Raw genomic sequence first — 19184 nt, 5'->3', positions numbered from 1 at the left:
ATGAAGTTTCTGAAATATATCTTATCGACACTTTTACTTTGTTTCCTGGCAATTTCGACAAATGCACAGGACTTACTGGAATCTGAACAGCCCGAAACTGTGGAACATGCCCTTTATGGATGGTCTTCTGCCCTTGTAGGAGATTGGGCCATGGTGGGCGCTCCTCAAAAGGATATCGGCAACTACCAGTCTGCCGGATCCGTTTTGTTCTATCAAAAAACCAATAACGAGTGGAACATAGTGTTAGAAGCATCGCCACTTGGATTAACTGATTTTGCCAATTTTGGTGCAAGTGTAAGCTTTGGATACGATGATGCTCTTATTGGAGCTACGGGCGATCATGAAGGAGGAATACATTCAGGAGCTATTTATGCATATGAATACAATGACACGACCTGGATACAAACTCAAAAGCTGAAAGCTTCTGATACAAAAGCAGGCTCCAGGTTTGGAGTATCAGTAGATATCCATGGATCTATTGCAGTTGTAGGAGCGAGTCAGGCTACTGGTACTGAAATCAAATCCGGAGCTGCCTATCTATTTGAAAAAGTTGATGGCAGCTGGCAGCAAACGTATAAACTCATGGCAGAAGATGGTTCTTCACACGATTCTTTTGGCCATTCGGTTGTCATGGTTACCGAATCGATTATTGCAATTGGAGCCTATAACGCCGATGGTGCGACTGAAAGAACCGGGGTTGTATATATCTTCGAAAAAGAAGGTGAAGAATGGATACAAAACGCTAAACTTTTCGATGTAGCTGGTGCCTCCAGTGACCTTTTTGGGTATAGTGTTACCGCGTCTCAGGTATATGTTCAAAAAAGTAGTTCTCTTCAGTATTTCGGTGGATTCCTCTATATAGGTGCTCCGGGAACTATTAATGAAAACGGAAAAACGGGTTCGGTATACTTATACCAAAAAACAAGCGAAGACAGCTGGGAGTTAAACGAAGAATTAATCGAAGCAAGCAGCGAGCACAATGATCATTTTGGGATTTCTGTAGCGGCTAATGATTTTGGTGGTTTTTATGTAGGTGCCAGTCGGTCTTCACAAAGTACCGTTAGTAAAACAGGAACCGTATATCAGTATAGCATTTGGCCTTTCTTTGAAGAAACTCCTGATTCAGAGGCAAACATAATTAGCATCACTGAATCTGGAGAATTCGACAATTTTGGGTATCAAGTAGCTGCTGATGAACTAACATTACTTGTTTCTTCTCCTCATGCTGATGTGGATGACGCTACGAATTCCGGATCGGTTTATTTCTTTGATTACAGGTTCGTTTCCAATGAAGAAACACCAGGCGAAGAAATTATTGAATACAGGCTTGAGCAAAACTATCCGAATCCGTTCAATCCTACTACCACCATTAATTACCAGGTTAAGGATGCAGGAATGGTACGTTTAACGGTATTCAACCTATTGGGTCAGGCTGTACAAGTACTTGTGAATGAGCAGCAAACTTCAGGTACATACACTGCTACATTCAATGCTTCCTCACTGGCATCAGGCTTTTATTTTTATACGCTGGAAGTCAATGACTTCACCAGTACTAAGAAGATGATGCTTATTAAATAAGCAATTAAGAATGTTTCAATAATCAATTAGGAATTATTTGGATAGACCCACGATCGCAATCTAATTCCTAATTGGAACATTCTTAATTGTTAAATGCCTAATCCTTCCGAATTTTCTTTCCAAAAAAGACATCTATGAGAAGTCTACACATTTTTAAAAGTTACTTCAAATTCCTAAAATCAGTAAAAATTACTGAAGACTATGGAATCCTTTTTTATTCGGTGTGGCTTTCTTCTCATCCCTATTTGTTCCTTTCTAATCTTACCTTCAAAAGCTAACGCACAGTCATTTACCATAAGTGGTATTTCTGGTATCGAATTTGATACCTCTGACGGAGATTTTTCTATCAGTTATACTGATGATATAACTGTATTTGGTATTACTGTGAGCCCTCAATCACTTACCTTCTCCTATTCCTCTGCAGATAACCTTTTTGAGCTGGACGGTACGGTTGAAGTTTCTTTTGATGGAGAAACCATTGATGCTACCCTTGATTTGGATATTTCAGATGAAGAACTGGAGTCGATTGTCCTTTCAGTAAGCACAGATTTTGATCTTAAATCGTTAACAATAACCCCTACCGATCTTGGCTTCGAATGGTTAGGAGGTACAACTTTTGGAATATTTGGCGATGTGGAGATTACCTTTGACGATGAAACTATGACTGTTTCATTAGGTGATTCAGATGATCCAGGAGTAGTTATAGAAGATGGTACCATAACAAGCTTTTCAATTTCGGTAAGTGCAGATTTTGAAATAAAGTCCATTAGTATCTCTCCTGACGACTTAACCTTTGAGTATGATTCCGCAGAGGACTATATGGAAATGTACGGGGATGTAACCATTACCTTCGACGATGAAGAAATGGATGTGAGCCTGGGCGATGCCGATGATCCGGGGCTTATTATTGAAGACGGAACCATTACCCACATCAACTTTGAGGTAACCGCCGATTTCGAGGTTGAATCCCTGACCATCGCCCCGACCGGGCTAACCTTTGAATATGATTCCGGAGAAGATTATTTCGAGATGTACGGGGACATCGAGTTTGATATTGGAGATGATGCCGTTGTTGCCACTTTAGGAGATTCTGATGACCCGGGACTTATCATTGATAACGGATCACTTACACAAATAAATATCGGCATAACCGAAGACTTCACATTTTCAGGATTGAGTGTAAAAACAGATGATTTAGGTGTTGAATGGAAAAGTGATGGTGAATTCTACCTTTACGGAGACGCGAATTTAAGTGTAGACAACGAAACCATTGATACTGATTTTGGAACATCAAGCGATCCGGGCCTGGTAATAAAGGATGGAGAACTACATTCCTTTGAAGTAGATGTAAACAGTGATTTGACCCTCGGAAATCTTGAAGTAGAAGCTAAAGACCTTGACATCGCTTACTCGGATGGAGTCTTCGAAGTAACAGGAGAACTCGAGATTACCGAAGTATTCTCCCTTTCTGTAACCCTGGGCGATGATGACAATCCTGGCCTTGAAATTGATGTTAGCGGAAGCGAGCCTTCCTTTAAGGTGGAAGACTTAACCATCGAAATTGAAAATGCAGATTTAGGTACCATGGACCTAAAGAACTTCGTCTTATCCTTTGATGAAAATGGGATTACAGAATCAGAAGTAGATGTAGTATTTACCTCAGGTACAGAAATAGATGCCGTTTTAAAATTTACCGGAGATCCAGCTTCTATTGATGAAATATCTATTACTTACACTGCTGATAATCTGGAGGAAGCCTTAGAACTCTTTGAAGGAATCCAGATAGCGGAAATGAGTGGAACAGTTGGAAACCTGACCAATACATCTAATTTATATGTAGATGCGGACATCACGACCATTTATGGAGGCGGATTCACCTTAGGGGGAGAGTCGGCAACCCTTTTGGAAATGTATGACGCAGTAACCATAGATAAGAACGAATTTACCATGAGTGGGGACGTAAATGTAGGTGCCTACAAGGATGGTGATGATTGGAATAGTCTCCTTGGAGAAGGAGATTTTACTCTTGACGTGATTTTCCAGGATTACGTTGATACAACAAGTTCTGCAATAAGTATTCTTTATCGCATATACAAACTTCTAGGCTACTCAACTGATGGCATTGATAAGTATACCTATACTACTACTACTTATTCTGCTGGAGTATTAGCAGAAATAGATGTAAGTATCCCTTCTGATCCTATGGTTGAATTAGATGCCTCGGTGTATGTGAACTCCAATAAAGATTTTGATGCTTTGGTTGATGTGACCTTCTATGTCCCTAGCTCTATTCCTTTTATTGGAGGGGATAAACTAGGAAGTGTAGATGGTGCCATTCGTTATAAATATGATGATCTCTCTGATAGCTATGCCGCAGCTTGGACAAAAATCAAAATACTTTGGACCAAGTATTATCTAGGTGCCAAGTATAAATTTAGTAAGCAAAGTATAAGCACGTTCTCTGGTAAAAGTAACATCAGTGATATTGAAGACGATATTGAAGATGATGAAAGCGAAAAGGCGTTAAGCGATCACTCTCCCTACATTATAAGCTCTCACACCTTTGAAGTATATGCCGATCCGGTGACCCCTAATTACCTACAATTCATTGCTGACTGGGATTCTGAGATTGATAGCGTGCTGGTTACTGTTGTTGGACCAGAAGGGATCCATGAGCTCTCACGGGCCATTATGGTTTCTCAGGATGATTCCACCGGACAGCCGACGTTTGATTATGAAGAAAATATGACTTGGGTAACCAATGACACCGGAGCTGTATTCATTGTTCATTCAGCATCAGCCATGAGCGAAGAGGAAATCGGACATTCCAAGCTAGTGGATGGACGTTATCAGGTACTTATTTCTCTTCCCAGAGATCAGGCTCCCGACTCTGTATCTCTTGATGTGACTGATATCTATCAATATCCACTCATTGATTTGGAAGTCACACAGAATGAAAACTCATTTCAATTAGATGCCGATTACTGGACCGTTTTACCAGACTCAACTCACCTTACTTTTTACGTGAATTCTATTCGTTCTTTTGAATTGGCTCAAATTATTACCCACGTTGAAGCATCTAATTTTGATGAGGATGGATATGGAACAGAATCAATCACTATTTCCCCGGAGAATATCTCCGAGAGCGATTCTGTATACTTTTATGTGATGATTGATGATGGTATAAACCCTCCTGAAAGAACATTTACTACAACTGGTTTTTCTTTCTCTCCGAATGTCTATGGAACCGTTACATTTCCAGAAAATGCTGATTCCTTGAAATCAGGCCTCCGCGTATTTCTTGATCAAGATCAAGATGGTAGTTTTGACACCGAATCAACAGGAGGATTGGAATATTTTGCAATAACCAGTAAAGATGGAAAGTTTGCCATTCACAACATTGAAGAAGGGGAATATGAACTCCGTATTGTCCTTCCTAAAGGATATCGATTTACTGGGGGAACAGATCATAAATCTCACACTTTGATTGAATATACCGGCGATCCAATTGAACTAGACTTAGAAATTGAAGCTTATACGGAGGCAGAATAATGAAAACGCTTAAAACACTCTGTACCCTTCTACTCCTCTCTCTACTAACCGTTTCCGGATTCAGCCAGGATTTTCTCTCTTCAGAACAACCCGAAGCTGTCGAAAACCAGCTCTTTGGTTTCTCGGTTTCAGTTGGAGAGTGGAATGCCATAGCCACAGCTCCTCAAAAAGATATTGGGGATAAAAAAGCCGTTGGCTCGGCCTTCTTTTATATAAGAATGGGTGAAAACTGGGAAATCCAACAGGAAGTGAGCCCGGATGGGCTTCCGTCTTCTTCTAATTTTGGATTAAGTTCCAAAATAAGCTTTGACCAGGCCTTTATTGGATCATTAGGTAGTGAAAACGGAATCCTTATGCAGGAATCGGTATTTGTATACCAGCCAAATGATACTTCCTGGATACATACTCAAACGCTTCGTCCAAATGATGCAAAAATGGGGAGTCGCTTTGGCAGTGCCCTGGACATGAATCGCATTTACGATCTCTCGGTAATTGGCGCTTATCAGGCAGATGGTAATGACTCAAAATCAGGAGCTGCATACATTTTTGAATTAGAGAACAATGAGTGGATCCAAACGGCTAAACTTGTAGCCTCTGACGGAGAAGCCAATGATTTCTTCGGTCATTCTGTACTGCTACTAAGTGAGAACCTGGTCGCAGTTGGAGCCTATAATGCTACCGGAGCCTCTGAAAGAAGTGGTGCCGTTTATATCTTCGAAAAAGATATGGAAGGTAACTGGAGTCAGGCTGCCAAGCTTTATGACCCAAATGGTTCTTCCAGTGATTTATTCGGTTATAGTCTGGCTAAACAACTTCAAGTCTTTGTTCTTGTAAAAGATGCAGTACACGATTTTCATGGTGCCTTATTTGTTGGTACCCCGGGATCAAATAATCCGGAGGGTGTTCAAACCGGATCGGTATACTTTTTCAACAAGGACAATGAGCAATGGTTTATGTCTACCGAATTTTTTGATGAAACCTCAGGCGCCAATGATCACTTCGGTATTTCTATAGCACAAAGTGACCTGGCCGGGCTTCTTATCGGAGCAAACCGATCAGGCTTCGAAAACGAAGGGAAAATACATCACTACGGGATTTATGAAACCGACGGATTCCCAAATGATTTCGAGGTCTTTAGTTTCCCGGGAAACAGCGAAAACTCTGAATATTACGGAACCAGGGTTTCTACCGGGCAAAGTGGTGATATTTTAATTTCATCCCCCTTTACTACCGTTGATGGCTTAGAAAACGTGGGGCATGTAGAGTTTTATGCCTATGAACTTTTGTCTACCGATGAACCGCTTGGTGAAGTTATCGAGTACAAACTCGATCAAAATTACCCGAATCCATTTAACCCTAATACTACCATTAGCTATCAGGTAAGAGACGCCGGAAATGTAACATTGACGGTATTCAATATACTGGGACAAGCAGTACAGGTGTTAGTAGATGAGTATAAGGTAAATGGAACTTATAACGCACGTTTCGATGCATCCGGACTTGCATCAGGCTTCTACTTCTACACGCTTGAAGTAAACGACTTTACCAGTACCAAGAAAATGATGCTTATTAAATAATCAATTAAGAATGTTTCAATGATCAATTAGGAATTAGTTGAATACTTCCTATGTTCACACATTAATTCCTAATTGAAACATTCTTAATTGTTAATTGCATGAGTAGCTGGACCCTCAAATCCACCCCTCCCCACGATTGGTTTCTTTGCCTGGATGTACAATCCTATTTCGATCACGAACATAACCCGGAAACCATTTTTGAAGAAGGATTCACCCGTCCTATTCCTGTTGGAGACCGGGATGTCATTATTACTTCTTTTTTTAACGGTGACCCTGATCAACCGGAGTTCAATATTGAGTCGAAAGAATCGCTGAGCAAAGAGGAAATTGAGATGGCTAACATAAGCCTGGCTAAAATCTTTGGTACGGATATGGATGTTCGGCCTTTGTATGATCAGGCTGCAAGTGATCCGCTCTTAGGAGATAAGCTGGGCAACTTATACGGACTTAAGCGAATGACCCGGGCAAACCTATTTGAGGATATTCAAAACCGGATTGTGGAAATGCAAATGAACCACAAGCCAACCGCAAAAAAAATGATGTACCGGGTTAGGGAGACTTATGGTTCTGCTATTGAACATCAGGGAGGAACACTTCCTGCCTGGCCACGAGCTCATCAGCTCATGAAAGCAGATCCGGCTAATATCCGTAAACTTGGACCAACACTTCGAAAAGGCCAGTACCTGGTTGAGCTTGCTACAAATATTGTGGGTAGAGTAACGGATATGGATCATATTTCTAATGTTGATCCGGATACTGCGTATGATGAGTTTTGTGCTATTAAAGGAATTGGCCCTACTGCTGCCCAGGATTTAGTAATGATGCGAGCCCGAACCGATGCTTCCTTCCCTTCCAACTTTCAGAAAGGGGAAGAAAAAGGCCTTAGAAGATGGATTATCTGGAGTTATGGAGGTGATCCAAATCACACAACCGAAGAAGAATTCCAGGAGTACATCAAAAACTGGAAAGGCTATGAAAGTTCTGCACTGGAGTTCTTGTATGTGAATTGGATTCTAACAGAAAAAGAGAAGCTAGCCCAGAAGAGAAAAGCAAAGTAATCCCTTCTTTTTGTTGTCATTCTGAGGCTACCGCCGAAGAATCTAATTGAGTAAATATTCGGTTTGATCCTTCTGAAATATCCTCAGGATTACTTTAATAAGATGAAGTAAGAGTTAAGAAGGAAGAACATTGAAAAATTGATCATTGTCCTCACTTCTTCCTTTGATATTCTTTAATCGATATTCTTACTTCTTATCCCGCTTCCGGCTTCAGCTTCACTTTAAGGAACATATATCCAAGCAAACCACTAAGCAGCGAGCCTACAAAGATCCCTACTTTTGAATACTCGATAGTAGCTGGATCAGTAAACGCCAGTCCACCGATGAAGAGAGACATGGTAAAACCGATACCAGTTAAACAGGCGATTCCATAGAATACTGTCCAAACCTGGTTTGAATCGGGCAGTTTAACAATGCCCAGCTTGCTCGATATCCAGACCGAAAGCATAATTCCAATCTGTTTTCCGAGAAATAGACCAAACAGGATACCAAGCGTTAAGGTAGATGAGAACGCAGCTACGGCCTGTTCCGCAGATAAAGCCACTCCGGCATTAGCAAAGGCGAATACAGGCATTATGAAATAAGCCACCCAGGGATGCAGTTTATGTTCCAGCTTATGCAAGGGGCTTTCCAGTTCTTCCACATTATCTTCAATATGGTGCATCGCAGTTTGTCCATCCTCCTTCCCTTCTGAGGTTTGAGCGGCCCTCAACATATTGATTCCTTCTTCAATGTTATCCAATAGCTCACCCTTATTCCTTGGTGAAGTAGCAGGAATTAAGAACCCAAGTAACACTCCGGCAATCGTTGCATGCACTCCTGATTTAAGTACGGCCACCCAAAGCACCAATCCAAAAAACAGATACAACATCATATTTCGAATGTTGGAGAGATTCATAATCAATAGGATGACAAAAGTAACTCCGGCTACAGCAAGAGCAGTAACAGAAATCTTACTGGTATAAAATAGCGCGATTACTAATACCGCAATCAAATCATCCACTACTGCTACTGCGGTTAAAAATACTTTAGCCCAAACCGGTACCCTGCTTCCTAATAAAGCCAGTACCCCTATCGCAAATGCAATATCAGTTGCAATAGCTATCGCCCAGCCATCCAGGTATTCGCTACCAGCATTAAAGCCAAAAAAGATTAACCCTGGAATTAGTGCCCCACCAAAAGCTGCGATTACAGGAAGCAATGCCTTCTGCATGGTTGAAAGCTCCCCGAACTTAATTTCTCTCTTAATCTCAAGACCAATGAGTAAAAAGAAAATGGCCATCAAGCCATCATTGATCCATAAAATGAGAGGTTTAGAGATATTGGCTCCATCAAATCCAACAGTAAGTTTTTGTTGAAATAATTGGATGTACCAGTCCGATAGAGGTGAATTTGCAACGATTAATGCCAGAACCGCGGAGATCATTAACAAAATCCCGGAAAAGGATTCCGCCTGGATAAACTCCATTACCGGAGATAAAGGTTTAGTTGAAGATTTGTTAGCCATGATTAGATTCGAGTTAGTTTTTTTGGATTGAGGCAGCGCGAGCTACGAGAAAGACGGAAAAAAGACTACCGTTCTTCAAAGTGATGCTGCGGACACCCAATTACTATTGGCAAAACTACTCTTTTCAAGCCGAGTAACCACCTGGAAAGATAAAGTGTGATATGTAATGATTGCGTAAGCATAGTAATGAATCGACCATAGAACCAACTTAGTCTATAAAATCGTTCTCAATCTGCACCAAAAGTTTCCGCTAATTGTTTGCGGTACAAATAGATTTTCCAAATCATGTATGCAATAGTAAGTGGAATCACGACAAAAGCCATCCCCTGTTCAATTAATTCTACTCCCGGCGACTCCAGCGACTTCATTACCAAATAGGCCATGTACGTAATGTAATAAAACAAGAAAATTGTACCGTCCATCCTGGTCAGATTGAACCCAGCAATAAAGATTGGAATACACACAATAGAAACGGCTACCATAAATGGCAGATCCAGGTTAATAGCATCAGTAGAAACAGTTAATACAGTTGGGGCAATAATCAGCGTAAGTCCAAGTGTAAGCAATACATTGTATAAGTTACTTCCCAACACATTTGCCACGGCAATGTCAGCATTCCCTTTTCGGGCCGAAGCCAGGGAAGTAGCTATTTCCGGTAAAGAGGTTCCTATAGAAACAATGGTCAAACCAATCACCAGTTCTGAAATGCCTAAAATAGTAGCAATTTTCACCGCACTTTCTACCATCCAGTTTGAGCCGAGTACAATCAAGGCAAGACCAACCAGAAGAAAACCTCCATTCTTAATATAGAACCATGACCCCTGGGCCAGTTCATCTATCGATTTTTCATATTGAAAAACTTCGTCTACACTGTCTTCTTCCTTTCCTTTTCTTATCTGAAAAAAAGTAAAAATGGAATAGGCTATAAATCCGGCCAGTAGAATTATCCCATCAAGGGTGGTGAGCACACCATCCCAGGCAAGAAAGAAAAGTACCGCGCTAACCCCTATCACAATAGGAACGTCAATCCGGATAACCCGAAGGGTGATATTGAGCGTTGCAATTACTGAGGTAATCCCAAGAATCAACAGGATATTCGCGATGTTACTTCCAATGATATTCCCTAATACCAGATCGGCACTTCCGCTAGCTGCCGCTTTGATACTAATCGCTAACTCAGGAGCGCCGGTAGCAAATGCCACAACCGTCAGACCCATAATAAGCGGTGAAACTCCCCACTTGAGTCCAAAATGATCTACGGCTTTTAAAAAGAGTTCTGCACCCGCTATTAAGCCGATAAGTCCGAGGATGAATAGTAAAATGGTCATATACCTAAAGATGCGGATTTTTCTGATGAGAAGGTGAGCAGAATTTTTTAAATGATGTCACTTTAGTATCATCACCACGCTAACTAATCAATCGGGATATGCGCCATCTACTTTTGTTCTGCATTCTTTTGCTGAACGCTCAATTTTTATCTGCTTACCAAAGCTCTGAAATTTCCATTATTCCTAAACCCGTACACATGGAAGAAGGACAAGGGAGTTTTAGTATAGAAGATGGTATCACCATTTTTTATTCCGATCCCTCTCTTGAAGGAATATCAACCCAACTTAATGATCTGCTATTTGTAACTAACTGGAAGGGCTATGAAGTTATTTCGGGTACTGAAAGCAACGATAAAGGAATTTATTTGTCTTTAATGGATAGTGAGGATATCCATCCGGAAGGTTATGAGCTTGAAGTATCTGAAAGCAAGATTACAATTAAAGGCTCTACCGCTGCAGGTGTTTTCTATGGGATACAAACGCTGCGACAACTTCTTCCGGAACAAATTGAACATACCGACCCCTCTTTAGTTACAAGGGATGTAGCATGGAATATCCCTGTTGTTGAAATTCAGGACTTTCCTCGTTTTCAATACAGAGGCATGCATTTGGATGTTGCTCGCCATTTTTTCCCGGTTGAGTTTGTGAAGAGGTACATCGATCTCATTGCTATGTACAAATACAATCGTTTTCACTGGCATTTAACTGAAGATCAAGGCTGGCGAATTGAGATAAAGCAATATCCCCTGCTCACTGAAATCGGAGCATGGCGGGATTCCACCCTGATTGGGAATTATGGAACCGGGAAATATGACGGAATCCGGTATGGAGGATACTATACCCAGGATGAAATCCGGGAAATTGTGGCATATGCTAAAGAACGCTATGTCACCGTAATTCCGGAGATAGAATTACCCGGCCATTCTACTGCTGCAATTGCAGCCTATCCGGAGCTTGGTTGTTTTAACCAGGATATTGATGTGGCTACTACCTGGGGGGTTTTCGAAGATATTTACTGCCCTAAAGAAGAGACCTTTGAGTTCCTCGAAAATGTTCTGGATGAAGTGATTGAACTTTTTCCAAGTACCTATATTCATATTGGTGGAGATGAAGCACCAAAAAAGCAATGGGAAGAAAGCGAGGTAGCCCAGGAAGTGATCCAAAGAGAAGGACTTGCGGATGAACACGAACTCCAAAGCTATTTCATCACCCGAATTGAGAGCTATCTAAACAGCAAAGGAAGACAAATTATTGGTTGGGATGAAATCCTGGAAGGAGGCCTCGCTCCAAGAGCTACTGTAATGAGTTGGCGGGGAGAACAAGGAGGAATTGAAGCCGCAAAAATGGGCCATAATGTGATCATGACTCCCAATGGCTCTAATTACTTTGATCATTACCAGGCGGAAAATGAACGTGAGCCCATCGCAATATGCTGTTTAACGACTCTTGAAGATATATATGGCTATGAACCTGTCCCTGCTGAATTAAATGAAGAAGAATCCAGGTATGTACTTGGAGCACAAGGTAACGTGTGGACTGAGTATATGCATACAGGTGCCAAGGTAGAGTACATGGCTTTTCCGAGGGTTATAGGACTATCCGAGGTGCTTTGGACACCTAAATCAGACAAAGAATGGGAGCGTTTCCTTATTAGGCTACAATCTCACTTTTTGAGAATGGATTATCTAAATGTTAATGCAGCTCAGCATTACCGGGATTAAGAGTTAATCTGGATTCGGGATAAAAAACCCCACGCATAGCTCTATAGCTCGCTTTTTAGTCATCCCGAACCTGTCTACCGACAGGCAGGCTTGTTTCCGGATCTTAAGAAATGGTTAGAATCCCGCCTTTAACAAAATTCTAGATTCCGGCATGCGCAGCGGAATGACCTTTTCGATATTTGAAGAAGTTCGATATCTCAAATTCGCGGTTAGGTTAAGAAATTGGTCAATCTCGATTTCTCTTTTTTCTTTAAGGTGAAATAATCTCTATTTTTCCAGCGGTTGGGTATGATTTTGTAAACACACAATATCACAAGCACAACTATGCCCACCATTCAAAACCTAACTTCCTTTCTGTTTTTAGCTGCATTTGTTTTTTTTGCAGCATGTAATGTAAATGACAGCGATGACGATGAAGAAATGATCTCTCTTTTCGACCTGAATAAAGAGATTGTCGAATTCAATGTAACCAGTACCTCTACAGGACTGGGTAGTGTATTCACCTCTATGGCTACTGATAGTGCATCCAGAGTACAATTAAGCCAGGCCTATGTAAGTGAGAGTACCTTTTTTCCCGATGAGTCAGGCTATTTTTTCATTGAGACATTGGATAGTGCATTGGTTATTGCGCACTTGAACGAGAGCTTAATCGGAACTATCAGATATTACGCACAAGACCTGAACGGTAAATATCACGTTCAGGAAATTATTAACACCGTCAATACCTCTGGTTCGGGATTTGTTGAATACTACTTCACTAATCCCGCTTCAGGAAACGGTGAAGACAAACTCTCTTATGTAACCTCCCTCCCTCCCACTGATTGGTTCATTGGCGCCGGCTTCTACTACACCGATGAAACACAAAACACTATGTACAGCATTGATGAAGCCAATGAAATCGTGGTGCAAGATTTAGTAGAAACCAACGCCCGAGGTTTTAGCGAAGTATTTAGTTCAATCTATACGGATGAACAAGACCGAATTGCATTTAGCCAGGCTTTTGTGGATGACATTACCTTTTTTGATGATCAATCGGGGTACTTCTTTATTGTTGAGTTTGAAGGACTGGTAATCGCACATGGGAATGATGAAGAGCTGGAAGGAGTAGATAACTGGGATCTGCAGGACTCTCAGGGAGCATACATTGTTCGGGATATGTCTTCTATTGCTCAAAGCAATGCTGGAAGTGGGTTCTATGAATACTACTGGCCGAACCCAACCACTGGAGAGGATGAGCAAAAAAAATCTTTCGTGATGACTATTCCAGGCACCGAATACTTTATTGCTGCCGGTGTTTATGAAGGAGATAGATAGAGGTATTTTAAATAAAAAACCCCGTGCTGTTGATGCGGGGTTTTTTACTTGATCTGGGTTAGCAATTTCTCTTGATATAACTGAATAGAGAAAAAGGTCATCTAGTCAGATGTAACAAGAAAACTAAATTTGAATACATGTATCCTGATGTAGACTAATTGTATACAAACTAATTACCAAAGATTATATCCATATATATGCATTCGAATCTTACACTTCGCATGGCAGATTAATTAAAATGACTAATATGCTTATCAATTTGTTAAGGAACAGCAGACCTATAATCAGTTCAACACGGAAGTATTTTTATGTAGTATTAGTAATCACCTTCTTCTTTGAAGACCCACTATTAGCTCAACAAGCATTGATAGATTCACTGAGGAATGAAATTAGAATAAATCAGACACAGGATACTGCTCAAGCTGATCGCCTAATCAATGTAGCACGATTGCTATACAGATCTGATCCTGACTTAGCAAGGCAATACTCTGAACAAGCTATTTCACTTGCAGCAGAATTAAATGAAACGAGAAGGGAAGCTATAGCAAATCGGTATAATGGATTCACATATTGGATACAGGGTGCTCCGGATACTGCTTTAACAATCTTTCAACGATCTTTAGAACTATATACTTCTATAGATGATTTGAGAGGGATTGCTAATGCCAATTCATCTATTGCAACTATGTATGCGATTCAAAATGAAGTAGATATTGCGGTATCCTACTTTCTCAATGTATTAAAAGTATATGAAGAGCTAGAAAGTCATTATGAAATGGGAGCAATTTATGTAAATATTGGCAACATATATATACAGCAGCAAGAAACAGAAAAAGGGTTAGAATATTTCCAAAAGGCTTTATCTCTCTATATTCAAGAGGATGTACAACCTAAAAGTAGATACCTTCCTATATACACAAATCTGGCTCAAGCTTTAATAACATTAGATCGTCTTGATGAAGCTATAGAATTTGTACAAAAAGGTTTAGAAGAAGTGGAAGAATCGACTGGCTTGCTTACGAAAGCACAGTTAAACCATATGGCTGGAAAAATTCAGTTTGAAAAATCAGAATATGAAGAAGCACAAAGATTTTTTGGAATAACGCTGAAAATATATGAGCAATTAGAATCCAAAAGAAGAATGATTGATGTGTGGTATGACTTAAGTAAGATTGAATTTGAACTAGAAAATTATTCTTCCGCAAAAAAATATTTAGAAGACACCGTTTTAGAATTAGACAATCATACAGGTATGGATGTACTCAAAAACAGTTCATATGAACGTCTTGCAAGAGTAGAATTATTATTAGGGAATTCGGAAGATGCTTTTCGTTATTTGGATATCTCAAAAACGCTTTCAGATAGCTTATTAAAAGAAGAGAACACAAAAAAAATAGCTGAGCTTGAGACCATTTACGAAACGGAAAAAAAAGAAAATCAGATTCTGCTACTCCAAGCCGAAAGTGAAACCAAAACAATGAGGATGTATCTGATAAGTATTATTGCCTTGTTTGTTTTGATTGCAACAGTTCTTGGATTTAGAAAGCAACAAAAACGACGAGCTGAACTTAAAAAAAGAGAGTTAAGATCACTGAAGATGGAACTGGAGAATTTTGGAACGCTAATCATGGAAAAAGACAAGTTCATGACTCAGCTACAGGATAGACTTGAAGAAGTGAAAACAGAAGTCAAAGGTTTTGAAACTAAGAGAGAATTGAACAAAGTAGTTGACTCGTTAAGCCAAAACCTTCAACTCTCTGAAGAAGAAGACAAGCTTTTCAAGCGAATCGACCAGGTGAATGCAGGTTTCTTTCACGAACTGAGAAAGAAATCCTCCAGTATCACTAAAAAAGATGAACGGCTTGCTTCCCTCATTCAAATGGGGCTTTCCAATAAAGATATTGCCAGTGTGTTACATATCGAGCTTACCAGTGTAAAACAAGCCAAGAGGAGACTTAAGAAAAAGCTCAATCTTGGACCGGAATACAATATAAAAAGATATTTGACGGATTTAGAGGCCTAGCGCATTGCAACGTCCCTACTTAGCGAATCCCAATATGTCAAAAGTACTCAGGGGATATAGAAAAAAGCCCTTCATTATTTCTATGAAGGGCTCTGTTTTTAGGTCTATGGTTAGCCTCTCTATGTCTATCCTTTTATTCCATCTCCTCTTCTTTATTCTTATCCCGAAACTTTTTGAGGGCATATGCACCACCAGCAGCGGCTAAGGTTCCAAGTCCGCAATCAGCCGGGCATCCTTGGCATCTGTTTTAGCGCGGCAAAGGCGTATGGTCATATCCATCCTACATACAAGCTCAACGGGCCTACTGAACTGTTCATGATCATGGTGTGGAGACAGGCAGGTCAATCATCCCGCACGAGCTCATTGGGCTCAATGACTATTAACTGGATACCTGCCCTTCCACCGCCTTTGGATAGCTAAGATCTACGATCTCCTATTCCTTTACAAAACATAGGGTGACGTTGGGTAGGAGCGCAGGGTGACTCCCCTTTTTTTGCTGGGTCATTCCATCCCGAAAGCATTCGGGATCGGAATCTTACGATGTGACTTTGATTAACTACCTACTCAATAGTTCTTTTTTAAACAAAAATTAATAAAAAAACCCGATCCACATTGTGAACCGGGTTTTTGAATTAGATAGGAAAATGATCTTACATCATTCCACCCATACCTCCCATTCCGCCCATGTCTGGCATAGCCGGAGCTGGAGCACTTTCTTCTGGCTTTTCAGATACTACTGCTTCAGTAGTAAGTAATAGTCCAGCAACAGAAGCTGCATTTTGAAGTGCATTTCTGGTCACTTTAGTAGGATCAATTACACCAGCTTTAATCAGGTCTTCGTAAACTTCAGTTCTGGCATTGTATCCGAAAGCATCTTTGCCTTCCAATACTTTTTGAATCACGATTGCACCTTCAACACCTGCGTTATTTGCAATGGTTCTTAGTGGAGCTTCTACCGCAGTTCTTACGATATCAAATCCTACTTTTTCATCTGCATTTGCTGCTTCGACACCATCCAGCGCAGAAACAGTTCTCAGAAGAGCTACCCCACCACCAGGTACGATACCTTCTTCAACTGCAGCTCTGGTAGCGTGAAGTGCATCTTCCACACGAGCTTTCTTTTCTTTCATCTCTACTTCAGAAGCCGCACCAATATAAAGTACCGCAACACCGCCGCTAAGTTTAGCAAGTCGCTCCTGTAGCTTCTCACGATCGTAGTCAGAAGTAGTAGTTTCGATTTGAGATCTGATTTGGTTAACACGAGCTGTGATGTCATCTGCATTTCCAGCACCATCAACAACGGTAGTGTTGTCTTTGTCGATAGTTACGCTCGCAGCCTGACCTAAGTAGTCAAGAGTTGCATTCTCAAGCTTGTAACCACGCTCTTCAGAGATAACAGTACCGCCAGTAAGGATAGCGATGTCTTCCAACATTGCTTTTCTTCGGTCACCAAATCCTGGAGCTTTAACAGCTGCAATTTTAAGAGAACCTCGAAGCTTGTTAACTACTAAGGTAGCAAGTGCTTCACCTTCTACGTCTTCAGCGATGATAAGAAGTGGCTTACCAGTTTGAACTACTTTTTCGAGTACCGGAAGTAGATCCTTCATGTTTGAAATCTTCTTGTCGAAGATCAGGATGTAAGGAGTTTCAAGTACAGTAGTCATCTTTTCAGAATCAGTAACGAAGTACGGAGAAAGGTATCCGCGATCGAACTGCATACCTTCTACAGTATCAAGAGTAGTATCCGTTCCTTTTGCTTCCTCAACAGTAATAACACCATCTTTACCTACTTTTTCCATCGCATCAGCGATTAGGTTTCCAATGAACTCATCATTGTTTGCAGAAATGGTACCTACCTGAGCAATTTCGTTTCTGTCGTCAATTTCTTTGCTCAATTCTTTAAGAGAAGCTACAATAGCATCAACTGCTTTGTCGATTCCTCTTTTGAGATCCATTGGGTTAGCGCCGGCAGTAACGTTTTTCAACCCTGCGCTTACAATCGCCTGAGCAAGTACGGTAGCTGTGGTAGTACCGTCACCTGCGTTATCAGAGGTTCTGGAAGCAACTTCTTTTACCATCTGAGCTCCCATGTTTTCCACTTTATCGGAAAGCTCGATTTCTTTAGCTACAGTAACACCGTCTTTAGTTACGTTTGGTGCTCCAAATGATTTTTCAATTACAACATTACGTCCACGAGGCCCTAAGGTAACTTTTACCGCGTCAGCAAGTTTATCAACACCGCGCTTTAAAGCGTCACGTGCCTCCATATCGTAGTGAACTAACTTTGACATAGTTTTCTTAATTCAGTTTTAAGTTATTGATTTAATTTCGTTGGGTGGGTTGGGTTAGGCAAGTATTCCCACAATATCAGATTCACGCATGATTAAGAACTCTTCTCCATCGAGAGTTACTTCAGTTCCAGCGTATTTACCGTAAAGGACTTTATCCCCTTCTTTCACGGTTAGGTCAATTTTATTCCCGTTTTCAACTTTTCCGGGTCCTACCGCAACAACTGTACCTTGTTGTGGTTTTTCTTTAGCTGTATCAGGTATGTACAGACCAGAGCTGGTTACTTCTTCAGCTACGTCCGCTTTCACTAGAACACGGTCGCCTAAAGGTTTGATGCTAGCCATGTGTATGACTCCTTTTGATTTTTAGTTAGTGTTTAAAATTGATGGGCATTGCCCTTTAGTTTCAGCACCTTTAAAGCAAGTACCGTACCAAATCATTCCAACCTGTTCACTTTTCTAATTGAGAAGCCAATTCTGCATAAATGTCAGGCGCCCAGTCCTCTGCCCTTTGGTTATAGTTGAATCCTACAGGGAAAGAATCCCCCAAAAGCGGCTTTAAGGAGTTGCTGAGTTTCTTTCGTCGCTGATTGAATGCAGTACGAACCACTCTTTTGAGCATGGCATCTGAACATGACAGTGACTGCTTATCAAATGTAAGCCGTACTACCGAACTCATCACCTTTGGTGGAGGACTGAATGAATTAGGAGAAACATCAAAAAGCAATTCTGGCGTGCTCATTAACTGGGTTTGCACTGAAAGTATGCCATAATCTTTGGTGGATGGTGAAGCTACCAGACGTTGGGCCACTTCTTTCTGCATCATCACAATGGCTTCGTTAAAGTGAGTTCGCGATTCGAACAAGCTGAACAGAATGGGGCTGGTTATATAATAGGGGAGATTTCCGATCACGTAATTCCTACCGGCCTCTAAAACAAGTTCTTGCCAATCCACCTTAAGTACATCCTTGTTGTGGATAGATAAGTCTGGGAATTCTCTCTCAAGGATGGCAACAGCTCGTTCATCAACCTCAATCACATGAACATCATTATATTTTTGAACCAGCCATCTAGTAAGCGCTCCGGTTCCAGGGCCTATCTCTATAATTCGATCCGATTCTTCAGCTTGAATGGAATTCAGAATCTTGGCGATAATATTATTATCGCTCAGAAAATGCTGCCCAAGACTTTTTTTAGTTTTAAAGCTCAAATCAAAAGTTCAAAAGAACAAACAATAA

Annotated in this window: 12 protein-coding genes; 7 read left to right on the top strand and 5 right to left on the bottom strand. The window is 40.8% G+C overall.

From position 1 onward, the window contains the following. The 4 genes from ED557_12315 to ED557_12300 all read left to right on the top strand — a co-directional run bounded on the left by ED557_12315 (position 1) and on the right by ED557_12300 (position 7765). Complete coding sequence (locus ED557_12315) at positions 1-1578, top strand: T9SS C-terminal target domain-containing protein (GenBank protein RNC79913.1); 1578 nt, start codon at positions 1-3, stop codon at positions 1576-1578. Positions 1579-1779: 201 nt separating this feature from the next. After that, entirely contained in the window at positions 1780-5130 is a 3351-nt protein-coding gene (locus ED557_12310; protein RNC79912.1) for a hypothetical protein, read from the top strand. Further along, positions 5130-6707, top strand: a complete 1578-nt coding sequence (locus ED557_12305; GenBank protein ID RNC79911.1) for a T9SS C-terminal target domain-containing protein — start codon at positions 5130-5132, stop codon at positions 6705-6707. The genes ED557_12310 and ED557_12305 overlap by 1 nt, the downstream gene beginning before the upstream one ends. 98 nt (positions 6708-6805) lie before the next feature. Then, positions 6806-7765 carry a hypothetical protein gene (locus ED557_12300; protein ID RNC79910.1) on the top strand — a complete coding sequence of 320 codons (960 nt, stop codon included), beginning with the start codon at positions 6806-6808 and terminating at the stop codon, positions 7763-7765. A 193-nt stretch (positions 7766-7958) separates the two neighbouring features. On the opposite strand, the gene nhaA is transcribed toward ED557_12300, so the two are convergent. Continuing rightward, the gene (gene nhaA / locus ED557_12295; protein RNC79909.1) at positions 7959-9272 is read right to left on the bottom strand and encodes a Na+/H+ antiporter NhaA; all 1314 of its coding nucleotides are present in this window, start codon (positions 9270-9272) and stop codon (positions 7959-7961) included. Between the two features lie 227 nt (positions 9273-9499). Next, positions 9500-10600, bottom strand: a complete 1101-nt coding sequence (locus ED557_12290; protein ID RNC79908.1) for a calcium/sodium antiporter — start codon at positions 10598-10600, stop codon at positions 9500-9502. A gap of 98 nt (positions 10601-10698) precedes the next feature. Here ED557_12290 and ED557_12285 point away from each other — a divergent pair, with 98 nt between their 5' ends. The 3 genes from ED557_12285 (at position 10699) to ED557_12275 (ending at position 15658) form a co-directional block, all read left to right on the top strand. Beyond that, a complete protein-coding gene (locus ED557_12285) occupies positions 10699-12321 on the top strand; it encodes a beta-N-acetylglucosaminidase (GenBank protein RNC79907.1) in 1623 nt (540 codons plus the stop codon). 324 nt (positions 12322-12645) lie between these two features. Then, entirely contained in the window at positions 12646-13635 is a 990-nt protein-coding gene (locus tag ED557_12280) for a hypothetical protein (GenBank protein RNC79906.1), read from the top strand. A 238-nt stretch (positions 13636-13873) separates the two neighbouring features. After that, positions 13874-15658: a hypothetical protein gene (locus tag ED557_12275; protein ID RNC79905.1), complete on the top strand. Its 1785-nt coding sequence runs from the start codon at positions 13874-13876 to the stop codon at positions 15656-15658. A gap of 650 nt (positions 15659-16308) precedes the next feature. Here ED557_12275 and groL read toward each other — a convergent pair. The 3 genes from groL to rsmA form a co-directional block, all read right to left on the bottom strand. Beyond that, positions 16309-17949, bottom strand: coding sequence for a chaperonin GroEL (groL, locus tag ED557_12270; GenBank protein ID RNC79904.1), 1641 nt, complete (start codon positions 17947-17949; stop codon positions 16309-16311). Between the two features lie 54 nt (positions 17950-18003). Continuing rightward, the gene (locus ED557_12265) at positions 18004-18291 is read right to left on the bottom strand and encodes a co-chaperone GroES (GenBank protein ID RNC79903.1); all 288 of its coding nucleotides are present in this window, start codon (positions 18289-18291) and stop codon (positions 18004-18006) included. Positions 18292-18397: 106 nt separating this feature from the next. Then, positions 18398-19156 (bottom strand): ribosomal RNA small subunit methyltransferase A, encoded by a 759-nt coding sequence (gene rsmA, locus ED557_12260; protein RNC79902.1) that lies wholly within the window; start codon positions 19154-19156, stop codon positions 18398-18400. Between the last annotated feature and the right edge of the window lie 28 nt (positions 19157-19184).

The organism is Balneola sp. (genome assembly GCA_003712055.1).
Taxonomy (GTDB): domain Bacteria; phylum Bacteroidota; class Rhodothermia; order Balneolales; family Balneolaceae; genus RHLJ01.
This window is presented reverse-complemented; position numbering and strand designations above follow the sequence as displayed.